At 72.2% G+C, this 14,729-nt stretch carries 13 protein-coding genes; 4 read left to right on the plus strand and 9 right to left on the minus strand.

What is annotated here, in order from left to right; translation table 11 throughout:
• Positions 1 to 26 precede the first annotated feature (26 nt).
• A complete protein-coding gene (locus FHU33_RS13120) occupies positions 27 to 1,700 on the minus strand; it encodes an alpha-amylase family protein (RefSeq protein ID WP_142025746.1) in 1,674 nt (557 codons plus the stop codon).
• Positions 1,697 to 2,740 (minus strand): TIGR03885 family FMN-dependent LLM class oxidoreductase, encoded by a 1,044-nt coding sequence (locus FHU33_RS13125; protein ID WP_142025747.1) that lies wholly within the window; start codon positions 2,738 to 2,740, stop codon positions 1,697 to 1,699. Before FHU33_RS13125 ends, FHU33_RS13120 begins: the two co-directional genes overlap by 4 nt.
• A 175-nt stretch (positions 2,741 to 2,915) precedes the next feature.
• Here FHU33_RS13125 and FHU33_RS13130 point away from each other — a divergent pair, with 175 nt between their 5' ends.
• A complete protein-coding gene (locus FHU33_RS13130) occupies positions 2,916 to 3,833 on the plus strand; it encodes an AEC family transporter (RefSeq protein WP_170182446.1) in 918 nt (305 codons plus the stop codon).
• 47 nt (positions 3,834 to 3,880) lie between these two features.
• Here FHU33_RS13130 and FHU33_RS13135 read toward each other — a convergent pair whose 3' ends face one another.
• The 3 genes from FHU33_RS13135 to FHU33_RS13145 form a co-directional block, all read right to left on the minus strand.
• Positions 3,881 to 5,386 (minus strand): tripartite tricarboxylate transporter permease, encoded by a 1,506-nt coding sequence (locus FHU33_RS13135; RefSeq protein ID WP_142025749.1) that lies wholly within the window; start codon positions 5,384 to 5,386, stop codon positions 3,881 to 3,883.
• Positions 5,387 to 5,393: 7 nt separating this feature from the next.
• Positions 5,394 to 5,849, minus strand: coding sequence for a tripartite tricarboxylate transporter TctB family protein (locus FHU33_RS13140; protein WP_246063921.1), 456 nt, complete (start codon positions 5,847 to 5,849; stop codon positions 5,394 to 5,396).
• An 83-nt stretch (positions 5,850 to 5,932) separates the two neighbouring features.
• Positions 5,933 to 7,003: a tripartite tricarboxylate transporter substrate-binding protein gene (locus FHU33_RS13145; RefSeq protein ID WP_142025751.1), complete on the minus strand. Its 1,071-nt coding sequence runs from the start codon at positions 7,001 to 7,003 to the stop codon at positions 5,933 to 5,935.
• Positions 7,004 to 7,170: 167 nt separating this feature from the next.
• Here FHU33_RS13145 and FHU33_RS13150 point away from each other — a divergent pair, with 167 nt between their 5' ends.
• Positions 7,171 to 8,397, plus strand: coding sequence for an MFS transporter (locus tag FHU33_RS13150; protein ID WP_170182447.1), 1,227 nt, complete (start codon positions 7,171 to 7,173; stop codon positions 8,395 to 8,397).
• A gap of 64 nt (positions 8,398 to 8,461) precedes the next feature.
• Here the strand turns inward: FHU33_RS13150 and FHU33_RS13155 are convergent, their stop codons facing one another.
• Positions 8,462 to 9,130 carry a response regulator gene (locus FHU33_RS13155; RefSeq protein ID WP_142025752.1) on the minus strand — a complete coding sequence of 223 codons (669 nt, stop codon included), beginning with the start codon at positions 9,128 to 9,130 and terminating at the stop codon, positions 8,462 to 8,464.
• On the minus strand, positions 9,127 to 10,761 hold the full coding sequence (locus FHU33_RS13160) for a sensor histidine kinase (protein ID WP_211355120.1): 1,635 nt from the start codon (positions 10,759 to 10,761) through the stop codon (positions 9,127 to 9,129). Before FHU33_RS13160 ends, FHU33_RS13155 begins: the two co-directional genes overlap by 4 nt.
• 102 nt (positions 10,762 to 10,863) lie before the next feature.
• Here FHU33_RS13160 and FHU33_RS13165 point away from each other — a divergent pair, with 102 nt between their 5' ends.
• Entirely contained in the window at positions 10,864 to 11,337 is a 474-nt protein-coding gene (locus tag FHU33_RS13165) for an enolase-like domain-containing protein (protein WP_142025753.1), read from the plus strand.
• A gap of 260 nt (positions 11,338 to 11,597) precedes the next feature.
• Here the strand turns inward: FHU33_RS13165 and FHU33_RS13170 are convergent, their stop codons facing one another.
• On the minus strand, positions 11,598 to 11,999 hold the full coding sequence (locus FHU33_RS13170; RefSeq protein ID WP_142025754.1) for a tautomerase family protein: 402 nt from the start codon (positions 11,997 to 11,999) through the stop codon (positions 11,598 to 11,600).
• Between the two features lie 88 nt (positions 12,000 to 12,087).
• Entirely contained in the window at positions 12,088 to 12,723 is a 636-nt protein-coding gene (locus FHU33_RS13175) for a LysE family translocator (protein ID WP_142025755.1), read from the minus strand.
• A 138-nt stretch (positions 12,724 to 12,861) separates the two neighbouring features.
• On the opposite strand from FHU33_RS13175, the gene malQ reads away from it, so the two are divergent.
• Positions 12,862 to 14,712, plus strand: coding sequence for a 4-alpha-glucanotransferase (gene malQ, locus FHU33_RS13180; RefSeq protein WP_142025756.1), 1,851 nt, complete (start codon positions 12,862 to 12,864; stop codon positions 14,710 to 14,712).
• The last annotated feature ends 17 nt before the right edge of the window (positions 14,713 to 14,729 follow it).

Consider the following 14,729-nt stretch of genomic DNA (forward strand, 5'->3'; position numbering starts at 1 on the left):
TGGCCATAAATGCGGTTGTGACGCTGTCAGACCAGCCGGCGGCTGTCCTGGGCCACCACGCGCAGCCAGCGGTATCCGTAGCCACCCAGCGCGATGTCCGCCGTCCCGTCGTCGGAGACCGACGTGCTCCCCGGCTCGAGCAGGTCGACCAGGCGGTGCGAGGAGTCGCATCTCTCCAGTCGAAGCGGCACGGTCCGCGGTTCGGGCGAGAGGTTGTGCAGGGCCACCAGCGCCCCGTCGTCCCACGTGCACAGGTGGGCCAGCACCTCTGGGCACGGGTGCTCCAGCACCTGGAAATCGCCCCAGCCGAGCTCCGGGGACTCCCGGTACCGGCGGATGAGCAGCTTCATGAACGAGAGCAGGGAGTCGGGGTCGTTGCGCTGGTCGGCGACGTTGACGTAGTCAGGTGCGAAGCCGCCGTCGACGACCGGCCCGGGCAGCTTGCGGGGATCGGCGGACGAGAACCCGCCGTTGCGGCCGGAGGTCCACTGCATGGGAGTCCGGACGGCGAGCCGACCCTCGGCGTCGAGGTCCTCCCCCATGCCGATCTCCTCGCCGTAGAAGAGCACCGGGGTGCCCGGCAGCGAGAACATCAGGCTGTAGACCATCCGGACCCGCCGCGGGTCGCCGTCCAGCATCGGAGGCAGCCGGCGCCGCAGTCCCCGCCCGTAGACCTGCATCCGCTCCTCCGGGCCGAAGGCGGCGAACACCTCGGCCCGCTCGTCGTCGGAGAGCTTGTCGAGCGTGAGCTCGTCGTGGTTGCGCACGAAGTTCGCCCACTGGGAATCCGGCGACACCTGCGGGCGGCCGCTGAGCGCGGTGCTCAGCGGCCCGGCGTCGGCCCGGGCCAGGGACAGGTAGAGCGCCTGCATGCCGACGAAGTCGAACTGCATGGTCAGCTCGTCGCCGTCGGCGCCGCCGAAGAAGTCCAGCTGCTGCTCGTAGGGCAGGTTGACCTCGCCCAGGAGGACGCCGCTGCCCGACCGCCGCCCGAGGAAGGACCGCAGCGACCGCAGGTACGAGTGCGGCGCGGAGAAGCCGCCGTCGTCCTCGGCGAACTGGGTCTCGAGGAAGAACGGCACGGCGTCGACGCGGAACCCGTCCAGGCCCAGCTGCAGCCAGAACCCCATGACCTTGGCGACCTCGTCGCGCACCTGCGGATTGGTGACGTCGAGGTCGGGCTGCTCCTTGTAGAAGCGGTGCAGGTACCACTCCCCCGTCTTCTCCGACAGCGTCCAGATGCTGTTCTCCTGATCGGGGAAGACGACCTGGTCGGACGTGTCCGGCGGCGGGTCGGACCGCCACACGTAGAAGTCCCGGAACGGCGAGTCCTTCGACGCCTCCGCCGACCGGAACCACGGGTGCTTGCGCGAGGTGTGGTTGACGACGAGGTCGGCGATCACCCGCATGCCGCGGTCGTTCGCCGTCCGGATGACCTCGACCAGGTCGCCGTGATTGCCGAGGCGCGGGTCGACGCCGTAGAAGTCGGTGATGTCGTAGCCGTCGTCCCGCTCGGCGGTGGGATAGAAGGGCATCAACCACAGGCAGGTGACGCCGAGGTCGGCGAGGTGGTCGATGCGCTGCGCGAGCCCCTCGAAGTCGCCGATGCCGTCACCGTTCCAGTCCATGTAGGTCTCGACGTCGAGGCAGTAGACGACGGCGTTCTTCCACCAGAGGTCGGACGTGTCGGTGATCCTCACGGCGCCGACACCGCATCGAGGTCCGGACGGCGGTTCTCGGCCGGTCCCGGTGGATCGATGGCGACCGCCGCCAGCGGGGCGGTGACACCCAACTGCGGCAGCACGTGCTCGCCGAAGGCGTCGAGGAAGGGCCGTTGCTCCTTCCCGACGTGGTGCAGGTAGAGCTCCTCGAAGCCGAGATCCACGTACTCCTGCAGCCAGGCGGTGTGCTCCCCGAGATCCGCCGATACCCGGACGGCCCCGGTCACGTCCTGGGGGGTCACGTGCGCGCTGGCCTGCTCGAACGCCTCCGGACTGTCGAGGTCCCAGCACAGCGGCGGCGGGAACACGTTGCTGCGCCACTGGTCGTGCGCGAGACCCAGCGCGCGGGCGGGGTCGGGATCCCAGGAGAGGTGAACCTGCAGGACGAGCTTGCCCCGGCCCCCGGCGTCCCGGTAGGCGGCGATCATCTCGCGCAGCTTCTCGTGCGGCTGGTTGATCGTGACCAGCCCGTCGGCCCAGTCGGCACTGTTGCCGGCGGTCGCCACGCTGACTGCGGGGGCGATGAGCGCCGGCTGCTGCTCGGGCAGGGTGTAGATTTTCGCCCGGTCCACGGTGACCAGCCCGTCGTGGCTGACCTCCTCACCGGCCAGGAGCGCGCGGATGATCGTCACGCACTCCCGCAGCCGGGCGTTCCGCAGCTCCTTGCGCGGCCAGTTGTCTCCCGTGACGTGCTCGTTCATCGCCTCGCCGCTGCCCAGCGCCACCCAGAACCGGCCCGGGAACATCGCCCCGAGCGTGGCGATCGCCTGGGCGACGATGACCGGGTGGTAGCGCTGCCCCGGCGCGTTGACCGCGCCGAAGGGCAGGGTCGTGGTCGCCATGGCGGCGCCCAGCCACGACCACGCGAACCCCGACTCACCCTGCCTCGGGTTCCACGGCGTGAGGTGGTCCGAGCACATCGCGGCGGCGAAGCCCACCTCCTCGGCGTGCTGGACCGCTGTCAGCAGCTCCGCGGGATGGACCTGCTCGTGCGAATTGTGGAATCCGAGGACGGTCATGGGCTCTGCCTACCCAGGTTCGGGCGGCACGGCGACCTCAGCCCGGTGGAGCCGACCGCGCACCGATCCCCGGCGGACGAGTCGTCCGGCAGGACCCGATCGAGACGCCACCAGCGGCGGCACCGGCCGGCGGCGCGGCGGTGGGGACTCTCCACACCTGGCTAGGCTCCCCCCGGTGAACGCGGCTGCGCTGGTCCTGCCGGAGTTCGCCCTCCTCCTCATCGGCCTGCTCCTGCGCCGGTACGCCTGGCGGTCACCGACGTTCTGGGTCGACCTCGAGCGCCTGGTCTACTTCGTGCTCTTCCCGGTCCTCCTCTTCCGCACGACGCTGTCGGCGGACCTCGCCGCCGCCGGCTCCGGAGGGGTCGTCCTGGCCGCGCTGGGGGCGACGGGAGCAGGCGCCCTCCTGGGCGCGGCGGTCCGGTGGCTGCCGGGCGTGGACCGCATGACGGCAGCCTCGGGATGGCAGACGGCGTTCCGGTTCAACACCTTCATCGCCCTCGCGCTGGTCGACGACCTCGGGGTGGCCGCCCTGGCGCTCATGGGCGTGCTGCTCGGCGTCACCATCCCGCTCGTGAACGTGCTCGCGGTGACGGCGCTGGCCCGGAGCGCGCCGGATGGTGCGGGCAGGGGACGTGGACCCGGAGTCCTGGCCGCGGTCGCCCGGAATCCGTTGATCATCGCCACGGTCGCGGGCCTGGGCGGCAACCTCCTCGGGCTGACGCTGCCCTCGCCGGTCGACGCGACGCTCTCCCGGCTGGCCGCCGCGGCAGTGCCGCTGGGCCTGCTCGCGGTCGGCGCGGCCCTGAGGCTCGGCGGTCTGCCGCGCGGTCAGCGGCTCATGGCCGCCTATCTGGGGGCGGTCAAGCTCCTCGCCGTGCCCGCGGTGGCCCTCGGGCTGTGCGCGCTCCTCGGCGTGGACGGGGAACAGCGCTTCGTCGTCCTCGCCTTCGCGGCCGTACCGCCGGCCACGGCGGCGTACGTCCTGGCCGCGCGCATGAACGGCAACGGCACCTTCGTGGCCGCACAGGTGTCGGCGGCGACGACGGCGGCGCTCCTCACCCTGCCGCTGTGGTTGGCGTTCACGGCCTGACCGCGACGGCGGGTCGCCGACCGGTGGCCGGCGACCTGCCGAAGCGGTCAGTCCTCGTCCTCGAAGACCTCGTCGCGCTTGCGGCGGACCGAGGGGAGCACGGCCAGCACGAACGCGCCGAGGGCGAGGAGCAGGAGCACCAGGGAGATCGGCCGGGTGACGAAGACGCTCGGGTCCCCGTCGGAGATGATCAGCGAGCGGCGCAGGTAGGTCTCCAGCAGCGGCCCGAGCACGAAGCCCAGCAGCAGCGGCGCCGGCTCGTTGCCCAGCTTGATCAGGACGTACCCCAGGATGCCGAAGAACGCGATCGCGTAGACGTCGAAGGGGTTGCGGTTGATGGAGAAGGTCCCGATCGATGCGAACGCGATGATCGCCGGGAAGAGGATCCGGTAGGGAATCGTCAGCATCTTCACCCACAGCCCGATCAGCGGCAGGTTCAGCAGCACCAGGAAGAAGTTGCCGATCCACATCGACGCGATGAGGCCCCAGACCAGTTCCGGTTCGTCGGTGATGACGTTCGGTCCCGGCACGATCCCCTGGATGATGAAGGCGCCCAGCAGCAGCGCCATGATCGGGCTGACGGGCAACCCCAGGGTCAGCAGCGGCACGAACTGGGTCTGCGCGGCGGCGTTGTTCGCCGACTCCGGGCCGGCGACGCCCTCGATGGCGCCCTTGCCGAACTCCTGGGGGCGCTTGGAGACCCGCTTCTCCGCCGAATAGGAGACGAACGAGGCGAGCACGTGACCGGCGCCCGGGAGCACGCCCAGCACGGTTCCCAGGCCGGTGCCGCGCAGCACCGGGCCTCGGATCCGGCGGAAGTCGTCCTTGGTGAGCCAGAGGTTCTTGACCTTCTGCACCATGACGCTGCGGGTGATGTCCCCCTCGAGGTTGCGGAGGATCTCCGCGACGCCGAACAGGCCCACGGCCAGGGCGACGAAGTCGAGACCGCCGTACAGCTCACGGAGGCCGAAGGTGAAGCGCGGGGTGCCCGAGAAGGTGTCCTGCCCGACCGTGCCCAGCAGCAGCCCGAGCACGATCATCGCCAGCGCTTTGAGCACCGACCCGCTCGCCAGCGCGATCGAGGCGATGAGCCCCAGGACCACCAGCGAGAAGTACTCCGCCGGGCCGAACAGCAGGGCGGCCTTGGAGATCGGGACCGCGAACAGGGCCAGGGCGAGCGTGCCCACCGTCCCGGCGAAGAAGGAGCCCAGCGCGGCCGTGGCCAGCGCCGGGCCGGCCCGGCCCTGCCTGGCCATCTGGTGCCCGTCGATCGCGGTCACCGCCGCCGAGGACTCACCCGGCAGGTTGATCAGGATGGCGGTGGTCGACCCGCCGTACTGGGCGCCGTAGTAGATGCCGGCCAGCATGATCAGCGAGGTGACCGGCTCGAAGCCGAAGGTGATCGGGAGCAGCATGGCGATGGTCGCCGTCGGGCCGATGCCCGGCAGCACCCCCACCGCGGTGCCCAGCGCCACGCCGATGAAGGCGAAGAGCAGGTTGATCGGCGTGAATGCCGTCTCGAACCCGAGGCCGAGGTTCTGGAGGATGTCCATCGGCCGGTCAGCCCTGGAGCCAGAAGCCGAAGTACGGCAGCCGCAGCTGCAGCGCGATGACGAAGATCAGGATGCTCAGGGCGGTCAGGGAGGCGGCGATCACCGCGGACGGGATCACGCGGGCGTTGCGCCCGGCCATCGCCGTCATGAACACCGTCACCAGCATGGACGGGATCAGCCCCAGCCCCCGCACGGTGTAGCCGAAGAAGAGGAGAGCGGCCACCAGCAGGACCAGTGCCTTCCACGGCACAGGTCCGAGGTCGTCGCCCTCACCCGCGACGAACGCCTTCACGGCGATGGCGATGCCGAGCAGGACCAGAAGACTGCCCAGCACGAGGGGGAAGTAGCCCGGCCCCATGCGCAGTGCGCTGCCGACCTCGTACGTGTTCGCCGTGATCGCGAACGCCAGCCCGAAGCCGACGAATACCGCGCCCGCAAGGAGGTCCTTGCGCGCACCGTGCATGTTCACAAGCAGGTCCTCACGGATCGAGGACGACGGTGGGGCGGCTCGCGCCGCCCCACCGTCGTCGATGGTCTGTCCGCTGATCAGTCCGCCGCGACGCCGGCCTCTTCGATGATCGGCTGCCAGAGCTCGATCTGCTCCTCGAGAAGCTGGCGGTGGGCCTCCGGGGTGGCCTCCTCCTGGCTGTAGGGGGCGGCGCCGAGCTCACCGAGCTGGCTGACCACGTTCTCGTCCTCCAGGGACGCCAGGATGGCGGCGGAGAGCTTCTCCCGGACCCCTTCCGGCGTCCCGGTGGGGACGTAGAAGCCGTGCCAGACGCCGACCTGGAGGTCCTCCAGCCCGGCCTCCTCCGTCGTCGGGAGGTCCGGCAGCGTCTCCACCCGCTCGGGGGTGGTCACGGCATAGGCCTTGATCTGGCCGGCCTGGATCTGCCCGGTCGTGTTGGTCGTCTGGTCGCACATGAGGTCCACCTCGCCGGCGACCAGGTCCTGCAGCGCCGGGCCGGTGCCCTCGTAGGGAACCTCGGTGAGCTCCACGCCGAGCGCCTCCTGCAGGAGCAGCCCGCACAGGTGCGACGCGGCGCCGATGCCCGCGTTGGCGAGGGTGACGTCCCCCGCGTTCTCCTCGAGGTACGTGACCAGCTCCTCCATGGTCTGCGGCTCGAAGTCGTTGCGCGCCACGATCGTCATCGGCACCTGGGTGACCAGGCCCAGCGGCTCGAAGTCCTCGAGCGGCGCGTACGGCAGGTCGGGGTACAGCGACGGCGCCGTCGACATGCCGATGTGGTGCATCAGCACCGTGTAGCCGTCCGGGTTGGCCGCCGCGACCTGGCCGGCCGCGATGGTGCCGCCGGCACCCTCGACGTTCTGCACGACGACGTTGCCGCCCAACTCCTCGGCGATCGGCTCCGCGACCAGGCGGGTCACCGTGTCGGTCGGCCCGCCGGCCGAGAACGGCACGACGAAGGTGATGTCGTCCTCCGGGAACGCCTCGGCGGCCGCCGGATCCTCCTCCCCTCCGTTACCGCCCCCGCCGCCGCAGGCGGCGAGGACCAGGGAGGCAGCGGCGAGACCGGCCAGGCGGGAACACCGGCCGACGCCGTGCCGAGCCGAGCGAGGGCGCGCGACGACGGTGTCGCGGTGATACAGGGGCATGAAAGGACCTTCCGAGATCGCGGACCGGCTCCGGACGGACACACCATGCACCACCGGATGTGACCTGGACGACATTTCGGCCATTCTGTACACGGAGCGGCCTGCGATGGCCTCCCGACCGACCCCCCGCGGTCGCCCGGTCCACGGCCGGGACACACCATGGCGGAGTGACAGCGACCGGCACCAGCGCCGCCGGCCATGCCCGGGGCACCGCCGGTTACCGCCGCCTCGTGGCCGCCACCTGGGCCGCCGGCGTGGGCTGCTTCGCCCTGCTGTACGCGCCTCAGGCACTGCTGCCCCTCATCTCCGACGACCTGGGCGTCTCCCCGTCCGGCGCCGCGTTGGTCGTGTCGGTCGCCACCGGCACGCTCGCGCTGGCCCTCCTGCCGATGAGCTATCTCGCCGACCGGGTCGGCCGGACCCGCCTGATGACGGTCGCACTCGTGACCGCCGCGGTTCTCGGGGTCCTGGCCCCGCTCGCGCCCTCGATCGAGGTGCTGCTGCTGGTACGGGCGATGCAGGGTGTCGCGATCGCCGGACTCCCTGCCCTGGCGATGGCGCACCTGTCGGAGGAGGTGCGGCCGTCTGCGGTGGGGATCGCCATGGGCCTCTACGTGGCCGGCAACACGGTCGGCGGCCTGTCCGGACGGGTGCTGTCGAGCGTGGTGGCCGACATCGGCGGCTGGCGGGCCGGCCTGGCTGCCGTGGGGGGCCTCGCCCTGGGATGCGCCGTCGCCTTCCGCCTGCTGCTGCCGCGGCCGACCGCCCCGCCCACCACTGCACCCTCCGACGAGGAGCGCGGTCACCTCGGCCGACACCTGCGCGATCCCGGCATCCGGCGGCTGTGCCTGACCAGCTTCGTGCTGATGGCCGCGTTCGTCACCGTCTACAACTTCCTCGGATACCGGCTGCTCGACGAGCCGTTCGGGCTGTCTCCCACGCTCGTCGGGCTGGTCTTCCTCACCTACCTGGCCGGCACGACGAGCTCACCCGCCGCCGGCCGGCTCGGTGACCGCTTCGGCCGGCGGAGCGTCCTGCTCGCGGGCGTGCTGCTGACCCTCGCTGCGGTGCTCCTCACGCTGAGCAGCCTGCTCGCCGTGGTGCTGCTCGGCCTCGTCCTGTTCACGGTCGGCTTCTTCGCCGCCCACACCTCCGCCAGCGGCATGGTGGGCAACCGTGCGCGGGTCGGGCGCGCGCACGCGTCGGCGATGTACCTGTTCGCCTACTACACCGGCAGCAGTGTGGGCGGCTGGGTGGGCGGCCTCGCCTACGAGCGCGCCGCGTGGCCTGCCGTGGTGGGCTACGTCGCCGGTCTGCTGGTCGTCGCGCTCGGCGTGGCACTGCTGCTGCGCCGGACCCCGCCGCTGCCTGCCACACCCGTTCCGGCCGGGTGACCGTTCCGCCGGGGCGCTCCTCGGGCACGGCGCCCGGGCCGGCCCCGCGACGGAGCTGCACGGCTCACCGCCAGCGGTACTCGGTCTCGGGCCGGCCCGCGCCGCCGTAGCGCGGCGTGCGGGTGGCCAGCCCGGTCTCTGCCAGGTACTCGAGATACCGGCGGGCGGTGATCCGGGACGTTCCCGTCTCGGCGGCCGTCTCGGCGGCGGACAGCCCGGTGCCGGTGCGGAGCGCAGCCACCACGGCATCGAGCGTCTGGGGGTGCATGCCCTTCGGGAGGGGTGCCTGCCGCTGGGGTCGTGGGCCTTCCAGCGCCCGGTCGACGTCCTCCTGACCTCTCGCGTCACCGTCCGAGAACAGCCGGATGCGGTAGTCGGCGTAGGCGAGCAGCCGGTCGTGCAGCGCCGCGTAGGTGAACGGCTTGAGCAGGTACCCGACGACTCCATGGGCAGCGGCGGCGCGGACGGTGGACAGCTCCCGGGCCGAGGTGACGGCCAGGACGTCGACGTCGACCCGGGCGGCCCGGATCCGCCGGCACAGCTCGACGCCGTGCGTGTCGGGGAGGTTCATGTCGAGCAGCACCAGATCCACGGGCAGGCGGACCAGCGCGTCGAGAGCGAGGGCTCCGGTGCCGGCGACCGCGGCGGTGCTGAAGCCCGCCGTTCGGTCGACGTAGGTGCGGTGCGCCTCGGCGGCGACCGGCTCGTCCTCCACCACCAGGACCCGGATCACGGTGCGGCCTCCACGACCGCGCGGACCGGCAGGGACACGCTGAACTGCGCCCCCGGACCCGGACGCACGGTGACCGAACCACCGTTGCGGCGGACCGCCTGGGCGACGAGCGCCAGGCCGAGACCCCGCTCCGAACCCGGCGACGGCTTGTCGTCGGCGTCCTTGGTGGTCCATCCCCGCTCGAACACCCGCGGCACCTGGTGCTCGGCGACGCCCGGGCCGCTGTCCTCCACCCGGATCTCGAGGCAGTCGCTGTCGACCCAGGCGGCGAACTGCACCTCGCGCGGAGGTTCGCCGGCGAGCGCGGCGTCGATGGCGTTGTCCAGCAGGTTGCCGACGATGGTCACCAGCTCGCCGCTGGGGATGCCGGTCGCCGCAACCGCGGTGCCGGGATCGATCTCGAGTCGCACCCCTCGTTCGTGTGCCGTCGCGGATTTGCCCAGCAGCAGCGCCGCGAGCACCGGTTCCTCGACGGCGTCGACCACGCGATCGGTCAGCCGCTGGGCCGACGCGAGTTCGGCGGTGGCGAACTCCACGGCATCCTGTTCCCGGCCGAGCTCGATCAGGGACACCGTGGTGTGCAGCCGGTTGCCCGCCTCGTGGGCCTGAGCCCGCAGGGATTCGGCGAAGGCACGCACGCTGTCCAGCTCGCCGGTGAGTGCCTGGAGTTCGGTGTGGTCGCGAAGGGTCACCACGGCGCCGGCCGAGTTCCCCGAAGCACGGGCCGGCACCTGGTTGACCACCAGCACCCGCCCGCCGCTCACGTGCACCTCGTCGACCGTCTGCTGCTGCCGCCACAACGTCTCCGTGAGATCCGCGGACAGGTTCAGCTCGCTGACGGGCCGGCCGCCTGGATCGGCGTCGAGGGACAGCAGGCGACGCGCCTCGTCGTTGACCAGCTGCACCCGCCGGTCCCCGTCGACGACCAGCAGCCCTTCGCGCACGGCATGCAGCACGGCCTGGTAGTAGTCGAGCATCCGCGCCAGCGCCGGCGCCCCCAGGCCGCGCGTCTGCCGCCGCAGCCGCCGGCTGATCAGCCAGCTGCCCGTGCTGCCCACAGCGAGGGTGACGAGCCCGACGCCGAGGATGCCGGGCAGCGACCGGGCGAGATCCGCCCCGATCGCGTCCAGCGTGATCCCCGCCGAGACGAGCCCGACGACCTCGCCGTCCGGCCCGAAGATCGGTCCCGTTGCCCGTACCGACGGCCCCAGGGTGCCCGCGTACGTCTCGGTGAAGGTCCGGCCGGCCAGCGCCGGCTGGATGGTGCCGATGAACGACCGGCCGATCTGCGACGGATCGGGGTGGGTGTAGCGCGTCCGGTCCGGAGCGAACACGGTGATGAACGACGTGCCGGTGTCGCTCCGCACCGCCTCCACGTACGGCTGCAGCACCTCGGTCGGGCGGGGGCCGGTCACGGCGTCGACGACCAGCGGCGAGTTGGTCAGCGCTCCCACGATCGCCCTCGCCTGCACCTCGGCGTCGTGCTGCGCCGTGCGTTGCGCGTTGACGTAGGCGACGGCCGTCGCCGTGAGGACGATGACGGCGACCACCAGGCCCTGGAGCAGCAGCAGCTGGCGCGCCAGGCTGGTCGGCCTCGAGCGCCGCCGCAACGGGAGGTCAGGCCTGCGCACGGCGCCAGTGTGCCCCGCACCGAGGCGACGAGGCTCACCTGGTCGTCGAGCTGGGGTCACGAATTGGACGAATCCGTCCCCGACGTCACACCAGGGGTCATCGTGAGCATCGCCGTCCAGGCCTCCGCGGCCGGGCCCGGGTCACCGCGGCCCCTCACGGACGGCCCGTCGTCAGAGAGGTCGGAGGCCGTACGCATCATCGACATCCGCGAGAAGACCGTCCCCATCGAGGCGGACATGTCCAACGCGTTCACCAACTTCTCGAAGATGACCGTCAGCGTCCTTGCGCTCGTCACCGACGAGACCCGCGACGGGAGACCCGTGGTCGGATACGGCTTCAACTCCGACGGGCGGTACGCGCAGGGCGGCCTGCTGCGGGAGCGGATCATCCCTCGGGTCCCGGAAGCTCCGCCCGGGAACCTGATCGGCGACCACGGGGACCGGGACCCGGAACTCATCTGGCGCGCTGCGATGACCAACGAGAAGTCCGGCGGCCATGGCGACCGGGGTGTTGCGATGGGTGTGCTGACATGGCGTCCTGGGACCTGGCCGCCAAGCTGGCCGGCGTCCCGCTGAACCGGTTGCTCAGCGAGCGGGCCCGTGACCCCCCGTACCCCGGCGCCCCCGCCGAGAAGGTCTGGGTCTACGCCACGGGTGGCTCCTACCACCCGGGCCGCGGGATCGAGGACGGCCACGTGCGCCTCCCCGACGCACCGGCATCGGCCTCGAGCAGAAGGCGTCCCTCGCTCCGGTCCTCCGGGACGTCCTGGCCTGACCCCGCGCACCCCGAGGGCGGCCGTCGTCCTCGGGGCGTGCGCATCCGGGTAGGGGTCCGCTCAGCCGCTTCTTCCACCCGCGTCGGGCGCCCAGTCCGGTGCGAAGCCCCCCAGGTGCGGGTGGTACATCTCGTCGCCGGCGTGCTGGGTGAACTCCACCTTGAGGCGGCGCTCCTCGAGCTCGCAGACCCGGACGCACACGTCGACGATCCGGCGGGCCAGGAGTTCCCGCGTCGCGGCCGGCCGGCCGGCGCGGATGTCGCACATCACCAGTCCGGCCGGCTCCGGTTCGCCCGCACCGCACCGCCACACACCGCCGGGCCCGAGGTCGTGGATCGAGACGGTGATGAACTCGGGTGGGACCTGCATGACCTCGGCGTAGACGGAACCGATCTGACTGGCCAGGTACCTCTTGGTGTCGATGTCCAGGCGGAGCGGGAGGTCGAGCTGCAGCGACGGCACGCCGTCTCCTTTCCCGGTCGAGGAGGGCACTACCCGGGCGGCGAAGCCGGCCCCGGCAGCGGCGGGTGGACGAGCACCCGGTCGACGGTCATCCGCGCCCGCTCAGGGCCAGGCGGGCCCCGAAGCCGACCAGCATCACGCCGGTCACCGCGTCGATCGCGCGAACGGTGGCCGGCCGGCGCAGCCAGCGTCCGGCCAGCGTGGCCAGGCTGATCAGCAGGGTGAACCAGACGATCGACAGCACCGCGTGCACCCCGGCGAGCAGCAGGCCCACCAGGAGCGGATCGCTACCCGACGGCAGGAACTGCGGGAGCAGCGCGACGTAGAAGACACCGACCTTGGGGTTGAGCAGGTTGGCGGCCAGACCCGTGCGCGCCGCCCGCCACACCGATGTCGGGACGGCGCCGGTCGCGGGCGCAGTCTCGGCCGCACCGCCCAGGGCCCGGACCAGCAGGCGCACGCCGAACCACACCAGGTAGGCAGCGCCGGCGTAGCGCAGGACGTCGTATGCGACCTCGGAGGCGATGAGCAGCGCGGAGATCCCGGCCGCCGCGGCGGCTCCCCACACGAACAGACCGGCCACGATGCCGGCCGAGGTCGCGGCCGCCTCCCGGCGGCTGCGCGTGAGCGCCGCCCGGAGGACCAGCGCGGTGTCCAGTCCGGGCGTGACCGTCAGGACGGCGGCCACGACCGCGAAGGTGAGAACGGCGGCCTCCAGAGTCACGTCGCCATCATCGCGGCACGGCGCGGGAACCGGCGATGCACCACTGGACCCGGACTCGACCAGCCTTGGTCCGGGACGAGACGCCGGCTCATGCCGCTCTGCGCTGCGGCGGCCCCGCCGTCCGGTGAGGATCAGCCGGTGACTTCGACACCGACCACCGACGAGTGGGGCATCGACGCCGGCTGGCTGGACGCACTGGACGAGGAGCACGAGGTCGCCCAGGCCACCATCGACCAGCTGCGCGAGGTGATCGGGCAGCCGCCGGCCGACCTGGAGGAGCGGGCACCGATCGTCGCGCGCCCCGGTGACGCGCTGGAGGTCGACCGGGCCGATGTCGTCTGCGAGGACGGCGAGGTGCGCTCCATCGACGGCGAGCTGCCCGCCGACTTCCCGCTCGGCTACCACTGGCTCTCCTCGCCCGAGGGTCGCCGTCGCCGGCTGATCGTCTCCCCCGGCCGGTGCTGGCTGCCCGAGGACCGCGCCTGGGGCTGGGCGGTCCAGCTCTACGCGGCCCGCAGCCGGGACAGCTGGGGCATCGGGGACCTCGCCGACCTGCGCGCCCTGCGACGGATGGCCGCCGACCAGGGCGCCAGCTTCCTGCTCATCAATCCGCTGCACGCCGTCGCCCCCACCCCCGGGCAGGAAGCCAGCCCCTACCTGCCGGCCACCCGGCGGTTCCGCAACCCGCTCTACCTGCGGGTGGCCGAGGTGCCCGGCGCCGAGAACGTCGACCTCGAGGAGGACGCCGGCCGGGCACTGTCGGACGGCTCGCTGATCGACCGGGACGCCATCTGGGCCCGCAAGCGCGAGGTCCTGATGCGGATCTTCTTCGCCCACGGCGGCGGCGAGGCGTTCGCCCGCTGGCGCGAGGAACAGGGCCAGACCCTGCAGGACTGGGCGACCTGGGCGGCCATCGTCGAGGAGCACGGCGGCGAATGGCACACCTGGCCTGCCGAGCTGCGCCGTCCCGAGAGCCCCGAGCTGGCGGCGTACGTCGAGCAGCACGGTGCCGTCGTGGGCTTCCACGCATGGCTGCAGTGGGCGCTGGACCTGCAGTTCACCGCGGCGACGGGCGACATGACGGTGATCCAGGACCTGCCGATCGGCTTCGCCGGCGGCGGCGCCGACGCCTGGGCGTGGCAGGACGTGCTGGCCGAGGGCGTGAGCGTGGGCGCCCCGCCGGACGCCTTCAACAGCCAGGGGCAGGACTGGGGCTCGCCGCCGCTGATCCCGTGGCGGCTGCGCGACGCCGACTACGAGCCGTTCATCCAGTCCATCCGGGCCACCATGGCCGGGGCCGGGGGCTTGCGGATCGACCACGTGATGGGGCTGTTCCGGCTGTGGTGGGTGCCCTCGGGAGGCACAGCCGCCGACGGCGCATACGTCCGCTATCCGGCCGAGGACCTGCTGGACATCGTCGCGCTGGAGAGCTCCCGGGCGCAGGCGCTCGTCGTCGGCGAGGACCTCGGCACCGTCGAGGACGGCGTCCGCGAGGCCATGGCAGAGCACGGCGTCCTCTCCTACCGCCTGCTCTGGTTCGAGGACGACGCCCCCGCGGAGTGGCCCGCCGACGCGATGGCGGCCATCACCACGCACGACCTCCCGACCGTGACCGGCCTCTGGACCGGGGAGGACGTGGAGGAACAGCGGGAGCACGGCACCGGGACCGAGGAAGAGCTCCAGCGCGGCCGGACGGCGCTGCTCGAGCACCTGCCGGGCCTCGCGGAGGGAGCGCCGGTCGAGAAGGCGGTGACGCGCGCTCACGAGCTCCTGGCCACCGCGCCCTCGAAGCTGCTGTCCGCCACCCTCGACGACGCGGTGGGTGAGCTCCGCCGACCGAACATGCCGGGCACGGTCGACCGGCCGAACTGGTCGCTGCCGCTCCCGGTCCTCGTCGAGGACCTGCCCGGCCACCCGCTGCTGCAGGAGGTCGCGGCCACCCTGGCCGCCGGCACGGCGAACGACCGGAGGCCGGCCCCCGGGGAGTGAGGACCGGCCTCCGGCCG

The organism is Blastococcus colisei (assembly GCF_006717095.1).
In the GTDB taxonomy this organism is placed as follows: Bacteria; Actinomycetota; Actinomycetes; order Mycobacteriales; family Geodermatophilaceae; genus Blastococcus_B; species Blastococcus_B colisei.

Bases quoted from the DNA above. Each gene is read 5' to 3' on its own strand.
- FHU33_RS13135 (WP_142025749.1), bottom strand. From the start codon at position 5,386: ATGGACATCCTCCAGAACCTCGGCCTCGGGTTCGAGACGGCATTCACG.
- FHU33_RS13145 (WP_142025751.1), bottom strand. From the start codon at position 7,003: ATGCCCCTGTATCACCGCGACACCGTCGTCGCGCGCCCTCGCTCGGCT.
- FHU33_RS13140 (WP_246063921.1), bottom strand. From the start codon at position 5,849: ATGCACGGTGCGCGCAAGGACCTCCTTGCGGGCGCGGTATTCGTCGGC.
- FHU33_RS13125 (WP_142025747.1), bottom strand. From the start codon at position 2,740: ATGACCGTCCTCGGATTCCACAATTCGCACGAGCAGGTCCATCCCGCG.